Consider the following 20806-nt stretch of genomic DNA (forward strand, 5'->3'; position numbering starts at 1 on the left):
CCGGGCGAGATCGCCTGGCAGGCTTTTTTATGTCTTACGAAACGGATGAAACGTGTCCGGATTGTAATTCATACATTTTTTTATACAATCCGTTCTTTTCAATCAACGTCTGATGATTCCCTTGTTCCACGACTTCCCCTTGGTGCAGGACTAAAATCAAATCCGCATCCTGGATTGTCGACAACCGGTGGGCAATCGCAATCGTCGTTCGCCCTTGTCGCATGCGTTTTAAGGCGACTTGAACTTTTTCTTCCGTTTCCGTATCGATTGAACTTGTCGCTTCGTCGAGAATCAGGACTTTCGGATCCCGCGCCATCGTCCGGGCAAACGAGACCAACTGGCGTTCCCCGGCAGAAAACGTCGCTCCCCGCTCTGCGACCGGACTGTCATATTGCTCGTCCAACTGATTGATGAAGCCATCTGCTTGGACAAAACGGGCTGCTTCCTCGACTTTTTGGAATGGAATCGAGGGATCGAATAACCGGATGTTATCGGCGACACTTCCAGTAAACAGGAATGAATCCTGTAACACCAGTCCGACATGGCGCCGCAGTTCGTCTTCCGGCAATTGTTCGAGCGGTTGCCCGTCAATCAAGATTCGACCCGACTGATAGGAATAAAAACGCATCAGGATATTGATGATCGAACTCTTCCCGCTGCCCGTCTGACCGACCAGGGCAATCGTCTGACCCTTCTTCGCTTCAAACGAAATTCCTTTTAAAACTTCCTTCTCTCCGTCATAACTGAAGCGGACGTTATCAAAGACGATATGTCCTTCTGTAATATCAGCGTCACCCGCAATCGTCTTCGCAGGTTCCGGCTCATCCGTATCGAGTACTTTAAAGACACGGTCCGCCGAGACGACAGCCTGTTGGAATTCAGACAGACGTTGCATGATTTGCTGAACCGGTTGGAAAATCCGCTCCATGTAACTGATAAAGGCATATACGACCCCGACCTGGACCGTTTGTGAAAATGACAGGACACCGAAGTACGTAATCAAGGACGCAATCGTCAGCGCTAACATCAACTCGATGATTGGCCGAAGCAGCCAGCTGTCGAGCTTCAAGTTCTTGTAACGGCCGTTCTGATGGGCGATGTTCGTCTCTTCAAATTCCGCCATCAACCGTTTTTCCTGGCGAAATTGTTGAATGATTGCCATCCCGTTGATCGATTCATTCAGCTGTCCGTTAATCTTCGACAACAAATCCCGGACTTCAGCGTAATATTTCGTTGAATAACGGCGGTAAATCCAGATGATGAAATAAAACAGCGGTAACAGGACTAACGCAATCGTCGCGAGGCGCGGTTCCAGTAAGTAAAGGAACAGATAGGTTCCAATCAGTTGCACCCCGCTTTGAACGAACGTCGACAAGACACCGATATACAGTTCTTTGATGGCTTCCGTATCGTTTGTGATCCGTGAAACAAGTACGCCAGCCGGTGTCCGGTCAAAATAACCGAGCCGTAAGTGCATGACGTGGCGAAACACATCGATCCGAAGCCGTTGAATGACTTTCAAGGCGATTTTTTGGAACTCAAACGCCTGCAGATAATCGACAACGATCCCTGTCGTATGCAACAGTAAGTACACGCCGAACAATAACGCCACTTCCTGCACCGGATAGTTGCCGACCGCGACATAATCATCGATGAAGATTTTAACGAGATAGGGACCTCCGAGCTTTGCTCCGGTCGTCACAAGCAACAGTAAAAAGGCGACTAATACCTGTTTTTTAAACGGTTTGACGAATCCCAGCAATCGTCGCAAGACCGCTTTTTCATTAATATCATGATTCAAGCGTTCCACCTCCCTGTTCGACGAGTGATTCGAGTTGCTGACGGTCGTAGGTTTCTTTATACCAACCGTCACGGGCAAGCAATTCATCGTGTGTTCCCCGTTCAATGATTCGACCCGCATCGAGGACGATGATCTCATCGGTATGCGAAACCGCCGACAGACGGTGGGCGACAATGATTTGTGACTGTTCGTTATCCGCTGTCCGGAAGTGTTCGATGATCGCTTCCTCCGTCTTGGCATCAACCGCCGACAAGGCATCATCCAATACCAGAATCGGACAATCCGCGAGTAACGCCCTGGCAATCGAAATCCGTTGTTTCTGACCGCCGGATAATGTGACACCCCGTTCCCCGACCATCGTCGCATAGCCTTCCGTAAAGCCGAGAATATCCTCGTGAACGGCAGCAATCCGTGCAGCTTCCATGATTTCTTCCATCGATGCATCCGGTTTCGCAAAGGCGATATTATCAGCAATCGAAGCAGAGAACAGGAAATGATCCTGCGGAACGATTGCAACCTGCTTGCGGACCGTTTCCCGCGTCAATTGTTTGACGTCCTGTCCGCCAATCGCAATCGAACCGTATTTGACATCGTATTCGCGTGATAACAGACGAACGAACGTCGATTTTCCGGCACCGGTCCGACCAACGATTCCAAGTGTCCGTCCGGGTGTCAATGTCACGTGAATGTTCTCAAGCACAGGTTGTGTCTCATATACAAACCGATCAATCGCGACTTGTAAATCAGCGGACGAAACCGTCGTCGCCGCTTCTTTCGCATCCTTGATTTCCGGTTCGATTGCAAGCATCCGTTCAATCCGGTCGTACGAAGCCCGTCCCCGTTCGACGATATTAAACAACCAGCCGAACGCAAGCATCGGCCACGTCAGTAATCCCAAATATGTAGTGAAGGACACGATGTCCCCGATCCGAATTTCCCCTTGCTGTAATAAATACGCGCCGTATCCGACCGCAATGATATAAGATAAGCCGACCAAACCGAAAATCGTCGGATCAAATAAGGCATCGATTTTCGCGACCCGACGGTTTTTTTGAACGACATCGTCAGATAACGAAGTAAACGTTCCGACATCCGATTCAACTTCCCCTGTTGCTTTTAAGACGCGGACTCCGCTGACGCTTTCTGCGACCTTGTCATTCAAATCCGAAAAAGCTTCCTGCGCATCGTGGAATCGGGAGTGCAGCATCTTCCCGTACCGTGACGTTAAATAAACCATCAGCGGCATCGGTAACAACGAAACAAGCGTCAGTTTCCAACTGATCGTCGTAATCATCGTGATGATGACGAAACTGCCCATCGTCACGGAATCGACGAGTGTCAAAATACCGGCTCCTGCCGTCATCGAGACGGCTTGTACATCATTCGTCGCATGGGCCATCAAATCCCCGCTGCGGTACTTCTTGTAAAATGATTGATCCAGGTCCGAAAAATGACCATATAGCTGACTTCGCAACAACCGGCCGAGCCGGATCGACGCTCCGAAGATGTAAAACCGCCAAAAATAACGAATCACATAGGTCGATACCCCGATCAACACCAATGTCGCGACCAGTTTCCATAAATCATTTTTCGTCAAACTGCCTTCGCTCAGTCCGTTGACCGTCGAGCCGATCACTTTCGGCGGAATCAGTTCCAGTCCGGCAACAAAAATTAAAGCAATGATGCCTAAACTGTAAGCTTTCCATTCGAGTCGGAAAAACCAACTCAGTTTCCTGAAGACTCCCATACAAGTCCCCCCTTTTTAAATCGATTGAGTATTTCTAATAGTCTCACATTTTAGATTAGCCATCTTCCTAAAAAATAGCAAACAAAAGGAGACCAAATTGGTCTCCTTTTACAAGTCGTTATTTTTTCGGTGATTTCATTGAACCACTCATTGAACGCATCACTTGGTTGACTTTCTTTTGTGATGGCTTTTGACCCATTTGCATCATCAATGTCTTAATCATATCTTCGTTGATTGGTGGGTTTTGCTCCAAATAGTTCATCATGTATCGACGAGCGATATAAAAACCAAGGGCGACACCAGCTACCAAGCAAAGAAGGGCAATTAAAATCCAAATCCATGTAGCCAAGTTGCTTCCTCCTCTAACTTCAAACGTCGCTTTTTACTATACTATAATTTAAAGCCTTTGCATAGATAATGCAAAAAAAAGGTGCGCGCGTTTGCGCACCTTTCTTCATTAACCGAGTTGCTTGACTGTGTTCAAGACATTTTCGACAGACATGCCGTACTCTTTTAACAGAAGATCTCCAGGAGCCGAAGCACCAAAGCGATCGATTCCGATGACTTGTCCTTCTGTTCCTACATATTTATACCAACCGAGTGAAGCACCGGCTTCAATCGCAAGACGCTTCGTGATGCGTTTTGGTAAAACTGATTCTTTGTATTCTGCTGATTGCGCTTCAAACAATTCCCATGATGGAAGTGAAACGACTGCTGCCGTTTCGCCAAGTTCTTTTTGTGCTTCGACTAACAGATGCACTTCAGAACCTGTTCCCATTAAGATTGTATCCGCTTTGTCGATGTCACCCGCAATGACGTATCCGCCTTTTTCAGCGCCTTCAACCGTCGTACCTTCAAGTTCAGGTAATCCTTGACGTGTCATGACGAGAAGTGTCGGTTTGTTTGTTGATTGAACGGCTGTTTTCCATGCGGCAATCGTTTCTTTCCCATCTGCCGGACGGTAAACTGTCAAGTTCGGCATCGCACGGAAACTCATCAAGTGTTCAACCGGCTCGTGTGTTGGACCATCTTCACCAACAGCAATCGAGTCATGTGTCAGGACGAAAATCGACTGGATACCCATCAACGCTGCTAAACGAACTGCAGGACGGAGGTAATCCGAGAATACGAAGAATGTCGCACCGTAAGGAATGACACCACCGTGTAACGCCATACCGTTGACAGCTGCTGCCATCGCAAACTCACGCACACCAAACCAGATGTTACGGCCGCTTGGATCGATGTCGAAGTCAGCTTCGCCTTTGAGCATCGTGTTGTTTGATCCTGCTAAGTCAGCTGAACCACCGAAGATTGACGGGATGTTTTTCGCAAGAGCGTTCAAGACTTCACCACTTGTCTGACGTGTCGCTTTTTTCGATGTCAGATCATATGTTGGCAGGTCTGCTTCCCAGTTGCTTGGCAATTCGTTGTTGATGGCTTGAACAAGTTCAGCATGCAATTCTGGATGCGCCGCTTTGTATTGTTCCATTTTCTCAGTCCATGCTGCTTCTGTATCAGCACCACGTTTGACAATGCGTTCTTCGAACAAGTCTTTGACTTCTTCCGGGACGTAGAATTCTTCGTGATCCCAAACGTAGCTTGCTTTCGTCAACTTGATTTCCGCATCTCCGAGTGGTGCACCGTGTGAAGCCGATTTACCTGATTTGTTTGGTGAACCAAATCCGATGACTGTTTTCACTTCAATCAATGTCGGTTTTGTTGTTTCAGCTTTTGCTGCTTCGATTGCTTTTGAAATCGAATCAAGATCCGTTCCGTCTTCGACACGGATGACTTGCCAGTTGTATGCTTCAAAACGTTGTTGAACGTTTTCTGAGAATGATTTATCGAGATCGCCATCGAGCGAGATATCGTTTGAATCATACAGAACAACCAATTTGCCAAGACCTAAATGTCCTGCAAGTGATGCCGCTTCTGCCGAAACACCTTCCATTAAGTCACCGTCTCCGCAAATCCCGTATGTGAAGTGATCGACGACGTTTAACTCGTCACGGTTGTATTTTGCTTCCAAGTGACGTTCTGCCATCGCCATACCGACAGCCATCGCAATGCCTTGTCCGAGTGGACCAGTCGTCGCATCGACACCTGCTGTGTGACGGTATTCCGGGTGACCCGGTGTTTTTGAGTTCCATTGACGGAATGACTTCAAGTCATCCATCGCGAGATCATAACCTGATAAATGGAGGAGTGAGTAGAGAAGCATTGAACCGTGTCCTGCTGAAAGTACAAAACGGTCACGGTTGAACCATTCTGGATTTTTAGGGTTATGGTTCATATGATCCGCCCATAATGTAAATGCCATCGGTGCTGCACCCATCGGCATTCCCGGGTGACCCGAGTTCGCTTTTTGTACTGCATCAATTGATAAGGTACGAATCGTATTTACTGCTAATAATTCTACTGTTGTCATGTTCGTCAAAACAATCATCCTCTCTCTTTTTCACAAATTCCTCCTCATTTTAGCATACCCACAAATGTGATACAACTTTTCTAAATAGTATGTCACATTGAAATGAATGCGCTCTCTATTGCCGTTTTCTTGGCACTTTCGTGATACATATTACGAACGTTTCACCAAAAAAAGCTACGCCACTCATCCCAATGAGTGACATAGCTTTTGTCATTATTGTTTGTTCCGTTCTTCTTCCTGTGCTTGCTTCAGTTTTTCAGGTGTTACGTCGGTTCCTTCTTCATCGACGATTTTGATGCCCATCATCTGATTTTTGAACGAACCACGGAATGCTTCCAGATAGGCAGTCCGTAATTCTTTTTGTTCCGCTGTTTCTGCATCAGTCAGCGGTTCGACTTTTGATTTATTGGCTAATTCGTTAATCCGGTCCAGTTGTTCTTGTGATAACATGATATCCCTCTTTCTGTTGACTCAAAGTTGAGCTTTCAATAGTAACCTTACTGTAAAAGACACGAAAAAAAAAAGCAAGTTTGATGCGCCGCTGAGGCATCAAACTTACTTCCTTATTCGTACGTACTGACTACTTCTTTATATTCCAGATAACGCCGGTTGACGGTCGCTTTCGAAATGTCGTGTCCCATCCCTCTTAATGTCACCGCGATGTCGGCGAATGTCAGTCCTAACTCACGTAACCGGACGATTTCTTCAATCGGGACTTCCTTTCGGCTCCGACCGGCATTTTCACCTTGACGGTTGAGGTTCTGCTCGGGACGAAATCCATTTTCGACAGCCCGTCGCATCCCGCGGGCAATTTTCGCATTATGCAGTTTCCGTTGATACTCTTCGACGAGCGATACAATTTCAAGAACCATCGCTTCGGCGTCTGCCAGTTTATACTCGCCATCCGATTCCATCGTCATCAGTTGAACCTGATGTTTTTGGAACGTATGTAAAATGGCGATTTTGGCATTTCCGCGTCCGATCCGCGTATCATCCGTCACGAGAACGGCATCCACGGCTTGACGTGTGACGTAATCGAGAACGGATAACATCCCTTCCCGATCAACGTCATAACCACTTTCCTTTTCCGTGATGATCTCCACGACTTCAAATCCTTTTGTTGCAGCGAGTCCCGACAGTTCCGATCTTTGCCGCTCAAGCGAGCTGTCCTGTGCTTCTTTTTCCGTCGAGACGCGACAGTAGATTACTACTTTCACTGTACTTCACACCCCTGTTCGTTCTTTGACAACCTTTACAGTTTGTCATTGTTGCGCGATTGGTACAACGATTTTGTTTTTCGAAATGACATGAGTCGTCTTCAGTTCATTATTCTCGATCAACCACTCGACATATTCCTGATCTGTCATCGATCCGTCATTATAGACTTCGGCGACCTGTTCGACGGTCGCGTTTTGCTCGACTGTGATAGAAGCCGTCAAGAGTTGCTCGACCTTCTCGTCCGGTCGAGGTGTTAAAAGGAAAAGAATGAAAGCCAGGCTGAGCGTATAAAAAACAATGGAAAAGGCATGGGTACGAATCGTATGCATCATGATAAATCCCTCCAGTTAAAAATGTTTTTAGAATAGATGTTCTCGGAACAATTGTTCGCATAACTCATCTTAAACCAAGAACCGGTGTTCGGTCAACACAAAATGTCGAACAATTGTTTGTACGCTCATTTGTTCTATGTTATAGTGATTTTAGAAACATGTATTCCTATAACCTTCAAAAAACCAATCCGGAAAGAGGTGGCAATTCATATGCGGAAAATGTCGAAACGACAACAAGAAATCCTTGACTACATCGTTGCTCAAGTGAAACTGAAAGGGTATCCCCCTTCAGTTCGTGAAATCGGTGAGGCTGTTGGTCTTGCTTCAAGCTCAACGGTACACGGTCATTTGGATCGTCTAGAAAAACGCGGACTGATTCGCCGTGACCCAACTAAGCCACGTGCGATTGAGATATTGCTTGATAAAACTGATGAAGATCACGAAGCCATCGTTCATATTCCCGTCATCGGGAAAGTAACGGCTGGTTTTCCAATCACGGCCATCGAAAACATTGAAGAACATTTCCCGCTTCCTGCCCATTACGTCGGGAACGAAAATGTCTTTATGTTGACGATTGATGGTGAGTCGATGATCAACGCAGGTATTCTAGACGGTGACCGGGTCATCGTTCGTCAGCAAAACACAGCAGAGAATGGTGAAATCGTCGTTGCTATGACCGAAGATAGCGAAGCGACCGTCAAACGGTTCTTCTTAGAAGATCAACAAGTACGTCTCCAACCAGAAAATGATTCGATGGACCCGATGTATTTCGATAACGTCTCGATTCTTGGCAAGGTCATCGGCGTATATCGGACGATCCACTAAGCGAGGGACCAGCACAGCTGGTCTTTTTTTATGCCTTCTGGAAATGTACACGATACAGTCAATACCGTTGCTTTAACCGGCTATGTTGCGTATTCGGTCGCAACCCAGCAGACGGATTGGCTTCCAACCGCTGTCGGCATCGCCGTCGGCACCCTTTGGCTTTCACCAGACCTCGACTTGAAGTCCGAACCTTACTACCGGCACGGTCCTTTACGGGTCCTTTGGATGCCTTATGTCAAAATCATGCCCCACCGCTCCATCTGGTCGCACGGTTTGATCATCGGCGATCTCATTCGCCTGATGTACAGCGCCGCTTTTCTGATTCCGCTTTTATTTTTGGCGCTGTACCTGAAAATCATTGAATCGAGTACGGTCGATTCCTGGTTCGCGTCCATGCCTGCTTTCATCATCGGCGTCATGGTTGCCAGTACGATACATATTGTCCTTGATCACTCCAGCAGCTTCTTTCGAACAAAAAAGAAGCGGAAAAAGCGTCGTTGAAAATCCTTCGTTCATTGTAAAAATGAACGAAGGATTTTTTTAGTATCCATTATTCATTTTTTTAAACATAAATTAAGGAAATTTTAATTCAAAGATTTGAATTAATTGTATTGAAAACGTTCTCAATTAGATGTAGGTTTAAATGGAAAGGCCATTATTTGCTTTAATCCAAAGGGAGGGTTTTTGCATGAGTAACTTTACAAGTGAGCTGATTGGAACAATGATTCTGATTTTGCTCGGCGACGGAGTCGTTGCAGGGGTTGTCTTGAGAAAGACGAAATCTGAGAACGGCGGCTGGATTGTCATTACATTCGCTTGGGGTCTCGCCGTCATGACGGGAGCATACATTGCTGCCTCGAGTGGTGCACATCTCAATCCTGCATTGACATTGGCGCTTGCCATGAATTCCGATTTACCGTGGGCAGACGTACCTGTCTATATCGCCGGTCAATTAATCGGAGCATTCATCGGTGCAGTACTCGTTTGGCTTCATTATATGAAACACTTTGAAGCGACTGATGATCAAGCAGCAAAACTGGGTGTGTTCGCAACAGGTCCGGCGATTCGCCATACACCGTCAAACCTGATTTCAGAAATCATCGGGACGTTTGTCTTGGTATTCGGAATCCTGTCATTTGGTCTGACAACATTTGGTGACGGACTGAAACCATTCATCGTCGGTCTTCTTGTCGTCGTCATCGGTCTCTCGCTCGGTGGTACAACAGGATATGCCATCAACCCGGCCCGTGACCTTGGTCCGCGGATTGCACACGCTATCTTACCGATTAAAGGAAAAGGTTCATCTGACTGGGGTTACTCGTGGATTCCAATCGTTGGTCCGATCATCGGTGGTGGAGTAGCCGTCTTGCTGTATCAACTGCTGCAAAACTGATTTTGTTTGACACCTACATCTCAAGGGGGATTTCAGCATGGAAAACAAGTACATCTTAGCACTCGACCAAGGAACAACAAGCTCACGCGCCATTATTTTTGACCACGATGGTCAAATCGTGAACTCTGCGCAACGTGAATTCAAACAATACTTCCCGCAACCGGGCTGGGTCGAGCATGATGCCAATGAAATTTGGGGATCAATCCTCGCTGTCATGGCGGATGCTCTCGGAACGGCTGATATCAAACCGAGCCAAATCGCAAGTATCGGAATTACGAACCAACGTGAGACGACGGTCGTCTGGAACAAAGAAACAGGTAAACCTGTCTATCACGCGCTTGTTTGGCAATCCCGTCAAACATCCGGTATCTGTGATGAGCTGAATGCACAGGGTCTGAACCAAACATTCCGTGATAAAACAGGTCTTCTGATTGACGCCTACTTCTCAGGGACAAAAGTGAAGTGGATTTTGGATAACGTCGAAGGCGCACGGGAACAGGCAGAAAACGGAGAACTTCTATTCGGAACAATCGACACATGGCTCGTTTGGAAGCTGTCTGGTGGAAAAACGCATATCACAGACTATACAAACGCTTCCCGGACATTGATGTACAACATTTACGAACAAAAATGGGATGATGAGTTGCTTGAAATCCTGACAGTTCCAAAATCAATGTTACCGGAAGTCCGTCAATCAAGTGAAGTGTATGACAATACCGTTCCGTATCACTTCTTCGGCTTCGAAATTCCGATTGCCGGAATTGCCGGTGACCAGCAAGCTGCTCTCTTCGGTCAAACATGTTTCGAACCGGGTGAAGGAAAGAACACGTATGGTACAGGTTGCTTCATGCTCATGAACACTGGTGAAAAAGCCGTTTCGTCTGACCACGGTCTACTGACGACAATCGCCTGGGGTGTCGACGGAAAAGTCGAATATGCACTCGAAGGATCAATCTTCGTTGCCGGATCCGCGATTCAGTGGTTGCGTGACGGCTTACGGATGTTGAAAAACGCGAAGGATTCAGAAGGTTATGCGTTAAAAGTCGATTCGACAGAAGGCGTTTACGTCGTTCCTGCCTTCGTCGGACTCGGTGCCCCGTACTGGGATAGTGACGTTCGTGGCGCGATCTTCGGCTTAACACGCGGAACGGAGAAAGAACATTTCGTCCGCGCGACTCTCGAATCCCTTGCTTATCAGACACGTGATGTCTTGACGGCAATGGAAAAAGATTCAGGCATCGAACTCAAAACGTTGCGTGTTGATGGTGGTGCGGTTTCGAATGACTTCTTGATGCAGTTCCAGTCGGATATCTTAGGTGTACCGGTTGACCGTCCGGAAATCAATGAGACAACAGCTCTCGGTGCTGCATATCTTGCTGGTCTCGCAGTCGGTTACTGGAAAGACAAAGCTGAAATCAAAAAACAATGGAAACTCAACCGTCAGTTCAAACCAGAAATGAAAGAAGACGATCGCGAACAGCGTTATGCCGGATGGCAAAAAGCGGTCGAAGCGACAATGGCGTTTAAACCGAACAAAAAAGAAGTCAACGCCTGATTTCTTTACTGGTATTCCCTCGCGGAATACCAGTTTTTTTGTTTTCCCTAAAAAAAACAGGTTCGCTTCCTCTTCGGAAACGAACCTGTTATTCGGATTACCTGTTTTACGAAAATTCTGCTTTGACGCCTGTTACGATATCATCCAGCGTTTTTGATTGACCACTTAAGACCGCTGCCAAAAAAGCGCCCTCTACCAGCGGTGCTTCGACGAACTGAACGTTCCGGTCCCCACTGTATAATTCTAAGGCCAGTTCCGCGTTCATCGTCGCCGATCCGATGTCGGTCAAAATTAAGCCGTCATCGTTCAACTCATTCATCGTCTCTTCAATTCGGGACGCATCGGTCCCGATACTGCCGTCCGCAAGCCCAGCTGCGAGTAACACGGGTGTATCCGGAGCCATTTCAGCCAATAGTTCCTTTAGTCCGGTCGCAAGCTTTTCACTATGGGAGACTAAAATCAAATTAATCATGACAAGACCTCCACAATCGAACGTAATAACAGCGAACTTGATAACGCACCGGGATCCTGGACACCGACCGTTGCATCCCCAAAATAAGAAGCCCGTCCTTTTGTCGCCACACGCTCTTTTGTATCTGCCAATGCTTGATCGAGTGCTGCGTTCAAATCACTCTCTTGTTCCAGTGCTTCGTAAAACGGTGTCCAAATATCGACCATCGTTTTTTGTCCAAACTCTGATTTCCCGCGCATTTTAATCCCATCCGTCGCTTCTTTAAACGCCGCTGCCAGTTCCGCCCCTTCAACTTCTCTTTTCCCTTTAAACGCTCCGGCAAATTTAACGAATGCCGTACCGTAGAGCGGACCGGATGCACCTCCAACGGTTTTAATCAAGGTCATTCCGACTTGTTTTGATAAGACACCTAGATCTTCATACTCTTCTTGCGCCTCAAGTTCTTTTTGTACAGCCTGGAAACCGCGCGACATATTGATGCCGTGGTCGCCGTCACCGATTTCCCGGTCAAGATCCGTCAATTCATCTTTATGGTGTTCGAGATCGGCAGCCGCTTTAAGCAATGCTTTGCGGAATTCTTCAGTCGATAACTTCATCTATCTCACCCTCTTTTAATTAGAATCCGATTGCGTTCGTTTTTGCATCCAAGTAGCCGACCAGTTCATCGTCAACCGGAAGCAGCGTAATTGAGAAACCGTGCATTTCGAGTGATGTCATATAGTTGCCGACGAACGGACGAACAATCTCGTATCCTTTAGCCTGCAATTGTTCCGCGACATATTTATAGGTGATGTACAATTCCGATTCAGGCGTTCCGCCCATTCCGTTTACCATGACCGCTACTTTTTTATCGGTTACTTCCGCTGTCAATCGATCGAGTAATTCCGTCACGATGGCTTCGACGGAGGCAATCGGTTTCCGCTCCAGACCCTTTTCACCGTGAATCCCAATTCCGATTTCCATTTCATCCTCGTGCAAATCGAAACCGGGTTTACCGCTCTCCGGCATATAACATGGGGACAACGCCATTCCGATTGACCGGACGCCGGCAATGACTTTCTCAGCGACTGCTTTGATTTCAGCAAGTGATTTGCCCTCTGCTGCCGCAGCTCCGGCAATCTTGTGGACAAAAATCGTGCCAGCGACTCCGCGGCGGTCTTCTTCTTTTTTGATGGCGATATCATCCCGGACGATGACCGTCTCGACTTCGATGTCTTCAAGTTCGGCCAATTCTTTCGCCATGTCGAAGTTCATGACATCTCCAGAATAGTTTTTGACGACGAGCAGCACCCCTTTCCCACCGTCTGCCGCCTTGATTCCTTCAAGCACCATGTCAGGTGTCGGAGAAGTAAAGACTTCACCACAGACAGCAGCTGCGAGCATACCGTCCCCGATAAATCCGGCATGCGCCGGCTCATGGCCGCTTCCCCCACCGGATACAAGGGCCACTTTCCCGTTCAACGGTTCTTTTCGTTTAATGACATTGACTCCGTCGACTTTTGCATAAAGATCAGGATGTGCTAAAACGAGACCTTCCACCATATCTGAGACAAACCGGTTCGCATCTTGCATTAATTTATCCATCTTGAACGCTCCTTCGTCTAACGAATTTTGCCGTACCACTTACTCTTTACCACAAATCGAGACGACTTATGTCAAGGAAACATATGAAAATATTGACCAGTTCATTTCCAATCCGTTTTGATGATGCTATGCTGATAACACATCATCGCGAGAGGAGTCACCTTCTATGAACGCTTCGTTTCAAGCAGGTATCAAAGCCTGTCTGCCGACCGTCCTCGGTTATCTCGGCATCGGATTTTCTGCTGGCATCGTCGGACGCGCCGCCGGACTCAGTCCGCTTGAAATCGGATTGATGTCCATCTTGATTTATGCCGGCGCTGCTCAATTCATCATTACGAGTCTACTGTTACTAAACAGTCCGTTTTCTGCCATCATCTTGACGACGTTCATCGTCAATTCCCGGCATCTTCTGATGAGTATGACGCTCGCACCGCGTGTTAAAAGCCGGCATTTCTTCGATCGGTTTGGAATCGGCGCTCTCTTGACAGATGAGTCGTTTGCCGTAGCCATGAATACTTCCTTAAAACGGCCGCTTGATGCACCATTCATGCATGGATTGAACATAACCGCTTATTTGAGCTGGATTGCCTCGACAGTCCTCGGAGCACTCGTCGGCAGTTGGTTCCCGGATCCGGAACGATTCGGACTGGATTTTGCTTTAACCGCGATGTTCATCGGGTTATTGTACCTGCAGTTTGAAAGCGAGCGGTCCCGCATCGCTCTAAATGGTCTGTTGCTCGTCCTTGTTTTCCTGTTGTTGTACATATCAATGCGCTATCTGTCACCGGAACTCGCCGTTTTATTCGCGACGATGATAGCTGCCAGTATAGGAGTTGTAATCTCACGATGGAAATCCGCTTAGAACTATTCGTCCTTTTTGCTGCCTGCGGTCTCGTCACGTTGATTCCGCGGATACTGCCGTTTTTGTTGATGCATGGTCTGACGTTACCCCGTCTGCTGACCGATTGGTTGTCGTTTATCCCGGTTTGTTTGTTAAGTGCTTTATTCTTTCAAAACTTACTAGTGGCACGAAACGGAGACTATCCGACACTCTCCCTTCTCCACCTCGCAGCATCCGTTCCGACCGTCCTCGTCGCCGTCAGCAGCAAAAGCCTTTCCTACACTGTCATCACCGGTGTCCTGTCGATGGCGTTGCTTCGTTTGTTTCTGTAAAACTTGTTCACAATAAATCAAAAAGACGAGGAGAACGGATCCGATGATCCGCTCTCCTCGTCTTTTGATAATTACACGCTTTCGATTAAGCCGATACATCTGCATAGTCCGGCGTCTGCTCGAACTCCCGTTTCGCGAACGGACAGAGCGGCAACAGCTTGACGTTTTCTTCGCGTGCCCACTCGACCATGGCTTTGACCAGTTGTTCGCCGATTTGTTGGTTCCGATGATTCGGGTCGACATACGTATGATCAATGATCCACTTGCCGCCTTTTGTGTCACTGTACGTGATTTCCCCGACAACTTGCCCCTCTTGATAGGCTTCAATCTTTTGATCCGCTCGTTTAAATTCCATCATGCTTCCCTCCGTTCATACGATAAGGCGCCGCTCGGACAGCCATCGATGACCCGCATGACATCTTCGGCCGGGGCCCCGTCCGTTTCAATCCATGGACGCTTTTTAACATCAAAGACGGCCGGTAAACTCTTCACACAATGACCGGAATGGATACAGACTTCGGCATCAAAATAAACGGTGATCCCTTTTCCTTCATACGCCTTTTTCATTTAAAACGCCTCCTTGGTACAGAATTCGCTGTTACTGCTCCGAATTCCTCTACAAAAAAACGCCCGAACCAAGTCCGGACGTTTCAAGAGATTAGAACAAGACCATGTACTGATCGCGTTCCCATTCCGTGACTTGCGTCCGGAACATATCCCATTCGATTTCTTTAAGTTCAACGAAGTGCTCTGCGATGTGCTCGCCAAGTGCGTGCATGACGACGTCATCCGCTTTCAAGACTTCGAGTGCGTGGCTGAGTGTTGACGGAAGATCGTCAATGCCGTTTGCGACACGTTCCGGTTTGTCCATCACGTAGATGTTACGGTCGATTGGAGCCGGTGCTTTCAAGTTGTTTTTGATTCCGTCAAGACCTGAAGCGAGCAAGGTCGCAAGTGCCAAGTACGGGTTTGCTGCCGGGTCGACTGAACGGACTTCGATTCGTGTCGAGAGACCGCGGGCTGCCGGTACACGTACGAGCGGTGAACGGTTACGCGCTGACCATGCGACGTAGCAAGGTGCTTCATAACCAGGCACAAGACGTTTGTACGAGTTAACTGTCGGGTTACAGACAGCTGTGAAGGCACGGGCGTGCTTCAGGATACCGGCTGTGAACGCACGGGCATCATCCGACAATTGCATGTTGCTGTTCGCTTCGTCGAAGAAGACGTTTTCGTTGCCTTTAAAGAGAGACATGTTGGCGTGCATTCCTGAACCGTTGACACCGTAAAGCGGTTTTGGCATGAATGTCGCGTGTAAGTTATGTTTCGCTGCAATCGTCTTAACAACGAGTTTGAACGTTTGGATGTTATCCGCCGTTGTGATCGCGTCAGCGTATTTGAAGTCGATTTCGTGTTGTCCCGGTGCGACTTCATGGTGAGATGCTTCGATTTCAAAGCCCATGTTTTCAAGCTCGATGACGATTTCCTTACGGCAGTTTTCACCGAGATCGACTGGTGCTAAGTCAAAGTAACCGCCTTGGTCATTGAGTTCAAGCGTCGGACGGCCGTTAGCATCCTTCTTGAACAAGAAGAATTCCGGTTCTGGACCGACGTTGAATGAAGTGAAGCCAAGCTCTTCCATTTCTTTAAGTACACGTTTGAGTTGACCACGCGGATCTCCAGCAAACGGTGTGCCATCCGGATTGTAGATGTCACAGATGAGACGTGCGACTTTACCCGTTCCGTCTTCTGTCCATGGGAAGACCACCCATGTGTTGAGGTCTGGGAAGAGATACATATCTGATTCTTCAATGCGGACGAATCCTTCGATTGACGAACCATCGAACATCATTTTGTTATCAAGTGCTTTTTCCAATTGGCTCACTGGAATTTCAACGTTCTTGATCGTACCGAGGATATCTGTGAACTGTAAACGAATAAAACGTACATCCTCAGCTTTAGCGATTTTCATAATGTCTTCTCGTGTAATGTTGCGACGTGTCATGTGACAAATCCCCTCTCCGGCTCTTTTTTATATGGTAACAGGTGCTTACTTGAAAAATCGTCCGAGCTCACCTTGGATGAGTGACGTTTTCCCATGTCGCCCTGCTTCCTGCAATTCATTTTTCAGGAGTTTATACAATTCGCCATCTGATAATTCCGGACGGGCCGTAACGACCTTCTCCGCAACTCGTTCGCGCTTGACAAGATCATTGTCAAAAATCATTTTGATCCCTGCGATATTCAATCCCTGGTCCAGATATTCCTTGATCGATAACAAGCGATCGACATCGTTGAACGAATAGAGGCGACGTTTCGTCTCTGTCCGCTCCGGCTTGATCAATCCTTGTTCTTCGTAATATCGGATTTGTCGGGCAGATAACGCGGTCAACTCTTGAACGACTCCGATGGGGAATAGTGGCTTGGACTGTCGTGATAAGTCTGCCATTTCGTTCCTCCTTTTTCCTTACCTCATGAGAATAAACCTCTGTGAGGCAAGTTGTCAAGAGATGTAAGGAAAGTTAACATGACTTTCTTACAAGTCAGACGTCCTGCGTAACAGAGGTCTTTTCACATCAAGCTATTTTTTTAAACCTGTTGCGGTTGAATCAATTGTTGTTCCATTAATTGATTGACGGCCGAGACAATCGCGATTCTGACGTGACTGTAAGTCAGTCCGCCCTGGACATAGGCCGTGTACGGTGCCCGGATCGGACCATCTGCCGATAACTCGATCGATGATCCTTGAATGAACGTTCCGGCAGCCATGATGACATCATCTGCATATCCCGGCATATAATCCGGAATCGGCAAGGCTTGCGCATTGACGGGAGACGCCGCTTGAATCGCCTGACAAAAGGCAATCATCGGCTCAGGTGCATGGAAAGAGACCGACTGGATCAAATCCGTCCGTTCTGCTGCATAGTGCGGTGCTGTATCGAATCCGAACTGTTCCATCATGCTCGAGGTGAACATCGCCCCCATCAGTGCCTGACTGACCGTATGCGGGGCCATGAAGAACCCTTGATACATGTCCTGCAGCGAATAAAGCGACGGACCGGCCTCGGCACCGATTCCCGGTGTCGTCATTCGGAACGACGCCCGTTCAATCAAATCGCGGCGTCCGACGAGATAACCGCCTGTCTTCGCGAGACCGCCACCCGGATTCTTGATCAGTGAGCCGGCCATCAAATCCGCTCCGACATGGGTCGGTTCGATCGTTTCAACGAATTCGCCGTAACAGTTGTCGACGAAGACGATAACGTGCGGATGTTGCGCCTTGATGGCTTCAATCGCTTGACCGATTTCTGCGACAGGCAAGCTCCGGCGTGTCGCATACCCTTTTGAACGCTGGATCCCGACGACTTTTGTCTTGTCCGTGATTCGGGCGAGGACAGCATCCAGATCAATCGTCTCTGCCTGTTTCATCTCGACGACGTCATACGTGACACCGAGTTCTTTTAACGAGCCGCGGCCGTCACCGCGGATACCGACGATTTCTTCGAGTGTATCGTACGGTTTACCGGTGATGTACAGCAGTTCGTCTCCCGGTAACAGCAAACCGAACAACGCGATGCCGATCGCGTGGGTCCCGCTGATGATCTGCGCCCGGCAGAGTCCGGCTTCCGCTCCGAAGACCGCTGCGTAAATCCGTTCGAGATTATCGCGGCCCTCATCGTTGTAGCCGTAACCTGTCGACGGCATGAAGTGAAAGTCACTCACTTTATGCTCACGGAAGGCATTCAGGACACGGAACTGATTCTGTTCCGCGACTTGTTGTGCCTTGCGAATACCGGGTGCGATTTTTTCTTCCGCCCGCTCGACGAACGGACGGATTGTTTCATAATGCGTTAACTCTGTAAACATGCTTACACCTCGTATTTTTTCAATGTCGAGTACAGACGTGTATCTTTGCGCAAGTAGCCTTTCAAGGTCACGGAGCCGTCCTCTTCATATTGTTCTGTTAAATTCATCATGACTTCTTTTGCCGGATTGTAATGGGCAAATGCGTTGACCGGAATCCGGATCTCGAGATATTCGAGAATCTCACTGATCGCTTTTTCGATTTCGACGGTCAGGCGTTCGATATCTGCCGGATCGAGTGCCGAAATCAACAGTTTTCCACCTGTGAACAAGTTCGTTAACCGGTCTTTTTTATTGAAGACTTCAAGTTGCGGGATATCCCCGGCACCGAGCTCATCGAGAACATCATTGGTCGTCTGCATCTGATTGAGATAATGTTCGCTTGACGCATCGATGACATGAATGATCAGGTCTGCCTCAAGCACTTCTTCGAGTGTCGACCGGAATGCGGCAATTAGTTTCGTCGGCAAATCCTGAATGAATCCGACGGTATCGGTCAGGAGGATCTGTCCGCCTTCCGGTAAGTCGAACTGACGCGTCAACGGATCGAGTGTCGCGAATAATTCATTTTTTTCGTACGTGTCGGCATTGGTCAACCGGTTGAAGATGGTAGACTTCCCGGCATTCGTATATCCGACAAGGGCGATTTGGAACGTCTGGTTTTCTTTCCGGCGTTCGCGGTAGCGGGCACGGTGGGCAACCGACGTTTCGAGCTGTTTCTTGATTTCGTCGACACGGCGGCGGATGTGCCGGCGGTCTGTCTCAAGTTTTGATTCACCGGGACCACGAGTCCCGATCCCGCCGCCGAGGCGGGACAATTGTGTTCCTTGTCCGCTTAAGCGCGGCAACAGGTAACTCATCTGGGCGAGTTCGACCTGGAGCTTCCCTTCCCGCGACTGGGCACGGCCGGCGAAGATGTCGAGAATCAACTGGGTCCGGTCGATCAATTTGATCGATTCCGGATCTTCGAGGGCAATCCGGATGTTTTTCATCTGCCCCGGCGTGACTTCGGCATTAAAAATAATCAAATCCGGTTCGAGTTCCTGTGCCAATGCAACCAGTTCCTCAACCTTCCCTTTTCCAATAAACGTGCGGCGGTCGATCGATTGACGTTTTTGATCGAGTCGTCCTACCACGACGGCGTGCGCAGTCGTAACGAGTGCTTCGAGCTCCGCGACCGATTCTTCATAAATATGATCCGGTACACCGGGGAGCTGACAACCGACGACGATAACGCGTTCTGACATAGAATCATTCCTTTCAAAATAACAAACCTTCTGCGTCCCTAATCATACCACACGGACCTGCCGTCTGAACATTTTTGGACAGGAAACATCCGTTCGGTTTATGATAAAGAAAAGTACTTTACACAGGAGGTCCGTGATGGCACGAGAACGACTCGACTATACCTTGCCGGAATTCATCGAACGGTATCTGTTTTTCCTCAGCGCGAGCGGCAGACAGGACTCGACGATCCGACGGTACCGTTACGATTTAATTGAAATTCATCGTTATATGACGGAAGTCGATCAGCCGCTCGAGACGATCGACGATTTCAAGGCAATTCCGCTCGAAACGTGGAAAACGTTCATCAACGACTATCTGATCGAGGAAAAATTGTACCAACAGGCGACGGTCGCCCGGATTGTCACCGTCCTCAATCAGCTGAACTACCAGATTCGTCAGACAAAATCGAAACTGATCGAGTATGCCCAGCCGACGCACGAGTTGACGCCGCAGCATGTTGCGTCCCTTGCCGAATATGAGCAACTGATCCGGACGAACCGGTCCGACCGGGGTTTGACGGACCATCAGCTCGTTGCGCGGCCGTATCTGATCGACCGCAATGAATTGATTTTACGACTCTTTTACCGGTATGGTCTTCGCGTCCACCATATCATTGGTCTGAAGATGCAGGACTTGAACTTTGCCCAACGGGAGATGACGGTTCATGACCGGCTCGGTAATGCCTACCTGCTTCACCTCGAGCGGGACGATCAGGATCTGATGCTCGCGTATTTAAAGACGATCCCGGAACCGGTTCGTCCGCGGTATCATTCGACCGATCCATTTTTTGTCGCTTTTGATTTCTCACGGATGACGTTCCGCTGGGTCTACAGCAAAAATGCCCCGAAACAATTGTCGATTGTCATGATCACGAAGATGATGCGTCAGTTAAACGAACGGTCGGACAATAAGCGGATCATCACCCCATCGATGTTGCGGAACAGTTTCATTCTCGGAACGTATCTCGAGGAGTTGACGAAAGAGGAACGGTTGACGAAGACCTGTCTGTATAAGGAAGTCTCCCTCCGTCGGTATGCGGAAGCAGTCGACGAACTGAAAGATTTACTGTAACAAAAAAAGGAACAACGCCATGGCGTTGTCCCATCGAGTAGGCGGCCCCCCGGCCG

Annotated in this window: 23 protein-coding genes; 7 read left to right on the forward strand and 16 right to left on the reverse strand. The window is 48.3% G+C overall.

Going from position 1 to position 20806, the window contains the following annotated elements:
• Positions 1–34: 34 nt before the first annotated feature.
• From KNP93_RS05530 to yneA, 7 genes are all read right to left on the reverse strand, one after another.
• Positions 35–1801 carry an ABC transporter ATP-binding protein gene (locus KNP93_RS05530; protein ID WP_131502969.1) on the reverse strand — a complete coding sequence of 589 codons (1767 nt, stop codon included), beginning with the start codon at positions 1799–1801 and terminating at the stop codon, positions 35–37.
• Positions 1791–3548 (reverse strand): ABC transporter transmembrane domain-containing protein, encoded by a 1758-nt coding sequence (locus KNP93_RS05535; RefSeq protein WP_131502970.1) that lies wholly within the window; start codon positions 3546–3548, stop codon positions 1791–1793. Before KNP93_RS05535 ends, KNP93_RS05530 begins: the two co-directional genes overlap by 11 nt.
• Positions 3549–3666: 118 nt before the next feature.
• On the reverse strand, positions 3667–3897 hold the full coding sequence (locus KNP93_RS05540) for a YneF family protein (RefSeq protein ID WP_012370001.1): 231 nt from the start codon (positions 3895–3897) through the stop codon (positions 3667–3669).
• 108 nt (positions 3898–4005) lie between these two features.
• Positions 4006–5994 carry a transketolase gene (tkt, locus tag KNP93_RS05545; protein WP_214853839.1) on the reverse strand — a complete coding sequence of 663 codons (1989 nt, stop codon included), beginning with the start codon at positions 5992–5994 and terminating at the stop codon, positions 4006–4008.
• A gap of 195 nt (positions 5995–6189) precedes the next feature.
• Positions 6190–6426 carry a DUF896 domain-containing protein gene (locus KNP93_RS05550; protein WP_012369999.1) on the reverse strand — a complete coding sequence of 79 codons (237 nt, stop codon included), beginning with the start codon at positions 6424–6426 and terminating at the stop codon, positions 6190–6192.
• Positions 6427–6539: 113 nt separating this feature from the next.
• A complete protein-coding gene (locus KNP93_RS05555; protein WP_026828734.1) occupies positions 6540–7193 on the reverse strand; it encodes a YneB family resolvase-like protein in 654 nt (217 codons plus the stop codon).
• Between the two features lie 45 nt (positions 7194–7238).
• Positions 7239–7526 (reverse strand): cell division suppressor protein YneA, encoded by a 288-nt coding sequence (gene yneA / locus KNP93_RS05560; protein WP_214853842.1) that lies wholly within the window; start codon positions 7524–7526, stop codon positions 7239–7241.
• Between the two features lie 210 nt (positions 7527–7736).
• On the opposite strand from yneA, the gene lexA reads away from it, so the two are divergent.
• The 4 genes from lexA to glpK all read left to right on the forward strand — a co-directional run bounded on the left by lexA (position 7737) and on the right by glpK (position 11299).
• Positions 7737–8351: a transcriptional repressor LexA gene (gene lexA, locus KNP93_RS05565; protein ID WP_114596183.1), complete on the forward strand. Its 615-nt coding sequence runs from the start codon at positions 7737–7739 to the stop codon at positions 8349–8351.
• Between the two features lie 30 nt (positions 8352–8381).
• The gene (locus KNP93_RS05570) at positions 8382–8852 is read left to right on the forward strand and encodes a metal-binding protein (RefSeq protein ID WP_114596184.1); all 471 of its coding nucleotides are present in this window, start codon (positions 8382–8384) and stop codon (positions 8850–8852) included.
• A 187-nt stretch (positions 8853–9039) separates the two neighbouring features.
• Positions 9040–9744, forward strand: a complete 705-nt coding sequence (locus KNP93_RS05575) for an MIP/aquaporin family protein (protein WP_131502972.1) — start codon at positions 9040–9042, stop codon at positions 9742–9744.
• A 37-nt stretch (positions 9745–9781) separates the two neighbouring features.
• Positions 9782–11299 (forward strand): glycerol kinase GlpK, encoded by a 1518-nt coding sequence (gene glpK / locus KNP93_RS05580; protein WP_131502973.1) that lies wholly within the window; start codon positions 9782–9784, stop codon positions 11297–11299.
• A 106-nt stretch (positions 11300–11405) separates the two neighbouring features.
• Here the strand turns inward: glpK and dhaM are convergent, their stop codons facing one another.
• The 3 genes from dhaM to dhaK are packed head-to-tail and all read right to left on the reverse strand — an operon-like array spanning position 11406 to position 13355.
• Entirely contained in the window at positions 11406–11771 is a 366-nt protein-coding gene (gene dhaM, locus KNP93_RS05585; RefSeq protein WP_131502974.1) for a dihydroxyacetone kinase phosphoryl donor subunit DhaM, read from the reverse strand.
• Positions 11768–12367, reverse strand: a complete 600-nt coding sequence (dhaL, locus tag KNP93_RS05590) for a dihydroxyacetone kinase subunit DhaL (protein ID WP_131502975.1) — start codon at positions 12365–12367, stop codon at positions 11768–11770. Before dhaL ends, dhaM begins: the two co-directional genes overlap by 4 nt.
• Positions 12368–12386: 19 nt before the next feature.
• Positions 12387–13355, reverse strand: coding sequence for a dihydroxyacetone kinase subunit DhaK (dhaK, locus tag KNP93_RS05595; RefSeq protein WP_214853845.1), 969 nt, complete (start codon positions 13353–13355; stop codon positions 12387–12389).
• Between the two features lie 166 nt (positions 13356–13521).
• On the opposite strand from dhaK, the gene KNP93_RS05600 reads away from it, so the two are divergent.
• Entirely contained in the window at positions 13522–14217 is a 696-nt protein-coding gene (locus KNP93_RS05600) for an AzlC family ABC transporter permease (protein ID WP_131502977.1), read from the forward strand.
• Positions 14202–14528 carry an AzlD domain-containing protein gene (locus KNP93_RS05605; RefSeq protein ID WP_131502978.1) on the forward strand — a complete coding sequence of 109 codons (327 nt, stop codon included), beginning with the start codon at positions 14202–14204 and terminating at the stop codon, positions 14526–14528. Before KNP93_RS05600 ends, KNP93_RS05605 begins: the two co-directional genes overlap by 16 nt.
• 85 nt (positions 14529–14613) lie before the next feature.
• On the opposite strand, the gene KNP93_RS05610 is transcribed toward KNP93_RS05605, so the two are convergent.
• From KNP93_RS05610 to hflX, 6 genes are all read right to left on the reverse strand, one after another.
• Positions 14614–14883, reverse strand: coding sequence for a GNAT family N-acetyltransferase (locus KNP93_RS05610; protein ID WP_188005316.1), 270 nt, complete (start codon positions 14881–14883; stop codon positions 14614–14616).
• Positions 14883–15095, reverse strand: coding sequence for a (4Fe-4S)-binding protein (locus KNP93_RS05615; protein ID WP_131973105.1), 213 nt, complete (start codon positions 15093–15095; stop codon positions 14883–14885). The genes KNP93_RS05610 and KNP93_RS05615 overlap by 1 nt, the downstream gene beginning before the upstream one ends.
• A 91-nt stretch (positions 15096–15186) precedes the next feature.
• On the reverse strand, positions 15187–16533 hold the full coding sequence (glnA, locus tag KNP93_RS05620; RefSeq protein ID WP_114596190.1) for a type I glutamate--ammonia ligase: 1347 nt from the start codon (positions 16531–16533) through the stop codon (positions 15187–15189).
• A gap of 45 nt (positions 16534–16578) precedes the next feature.
• Positions 16579–16977: a MerR family transcriptional regulator gene (locus tag KNP93_RS05625; RefSeq protein ID WP_012369985.1), complete on the reverse strand. Its 399-nt coding sequence runs from the start codon at positions 16975–16977 to the stop codon at positions 16579–16581.
• Between the two features lie 140 nt (positions 16978–17117).
• Positions 17118–18395, reverse strand: coding sequence for a methionine gamma-lyase family protein (locus KNP93_RS05630; RefSeq protein WP_131502983.1), 1278 nt, complete (start codon positions 18393–18395; stop codon positions 17118–17120).
• 2 nt (positions 18396–18397) lie between these two features.
• Positions 18398–19639: a GTPase HflX gene (gene hflX / locus KNP93_RS05635; RefSeq protein ID WP_214853848.1), complete on the reverse strand. Its 1242-nt coding sequence runs from the start codon at positions 19637–19639 to the stop codon at positions 18398–18400.
• A 136-nt stretch (positions 19640–19775) separates the two neighbouring features.
• Here hflX and KNP93_RS05640 point away from each other — a divergent pair, with 136 nt between their 5' ends.
• Positions 19776–20750: a tyrosine-type recombinase/integrase gene (locus KNP93_RS05640; RefSeq protein ID WP_114596192.1), complete on the forward strand. Its 975-nt coding sequence runs from the start codon at positions 19776–19778 to the stop codon at positions 20748–20750.
• Positions 20751–20806: the final 56 nt, after the last annotated feature.

Origin of the sequence: Exiguobacterium sp. s166 (assembly GCF_018618855.1) — a bacterium.
In the GTDB taxonomy this organism is placed as follows: domain Bacteria; phylum Bacillota; class Bacilli; order Exiguobacteriales; family Exiguobacteriaceae; genus Exiguobacterium_A.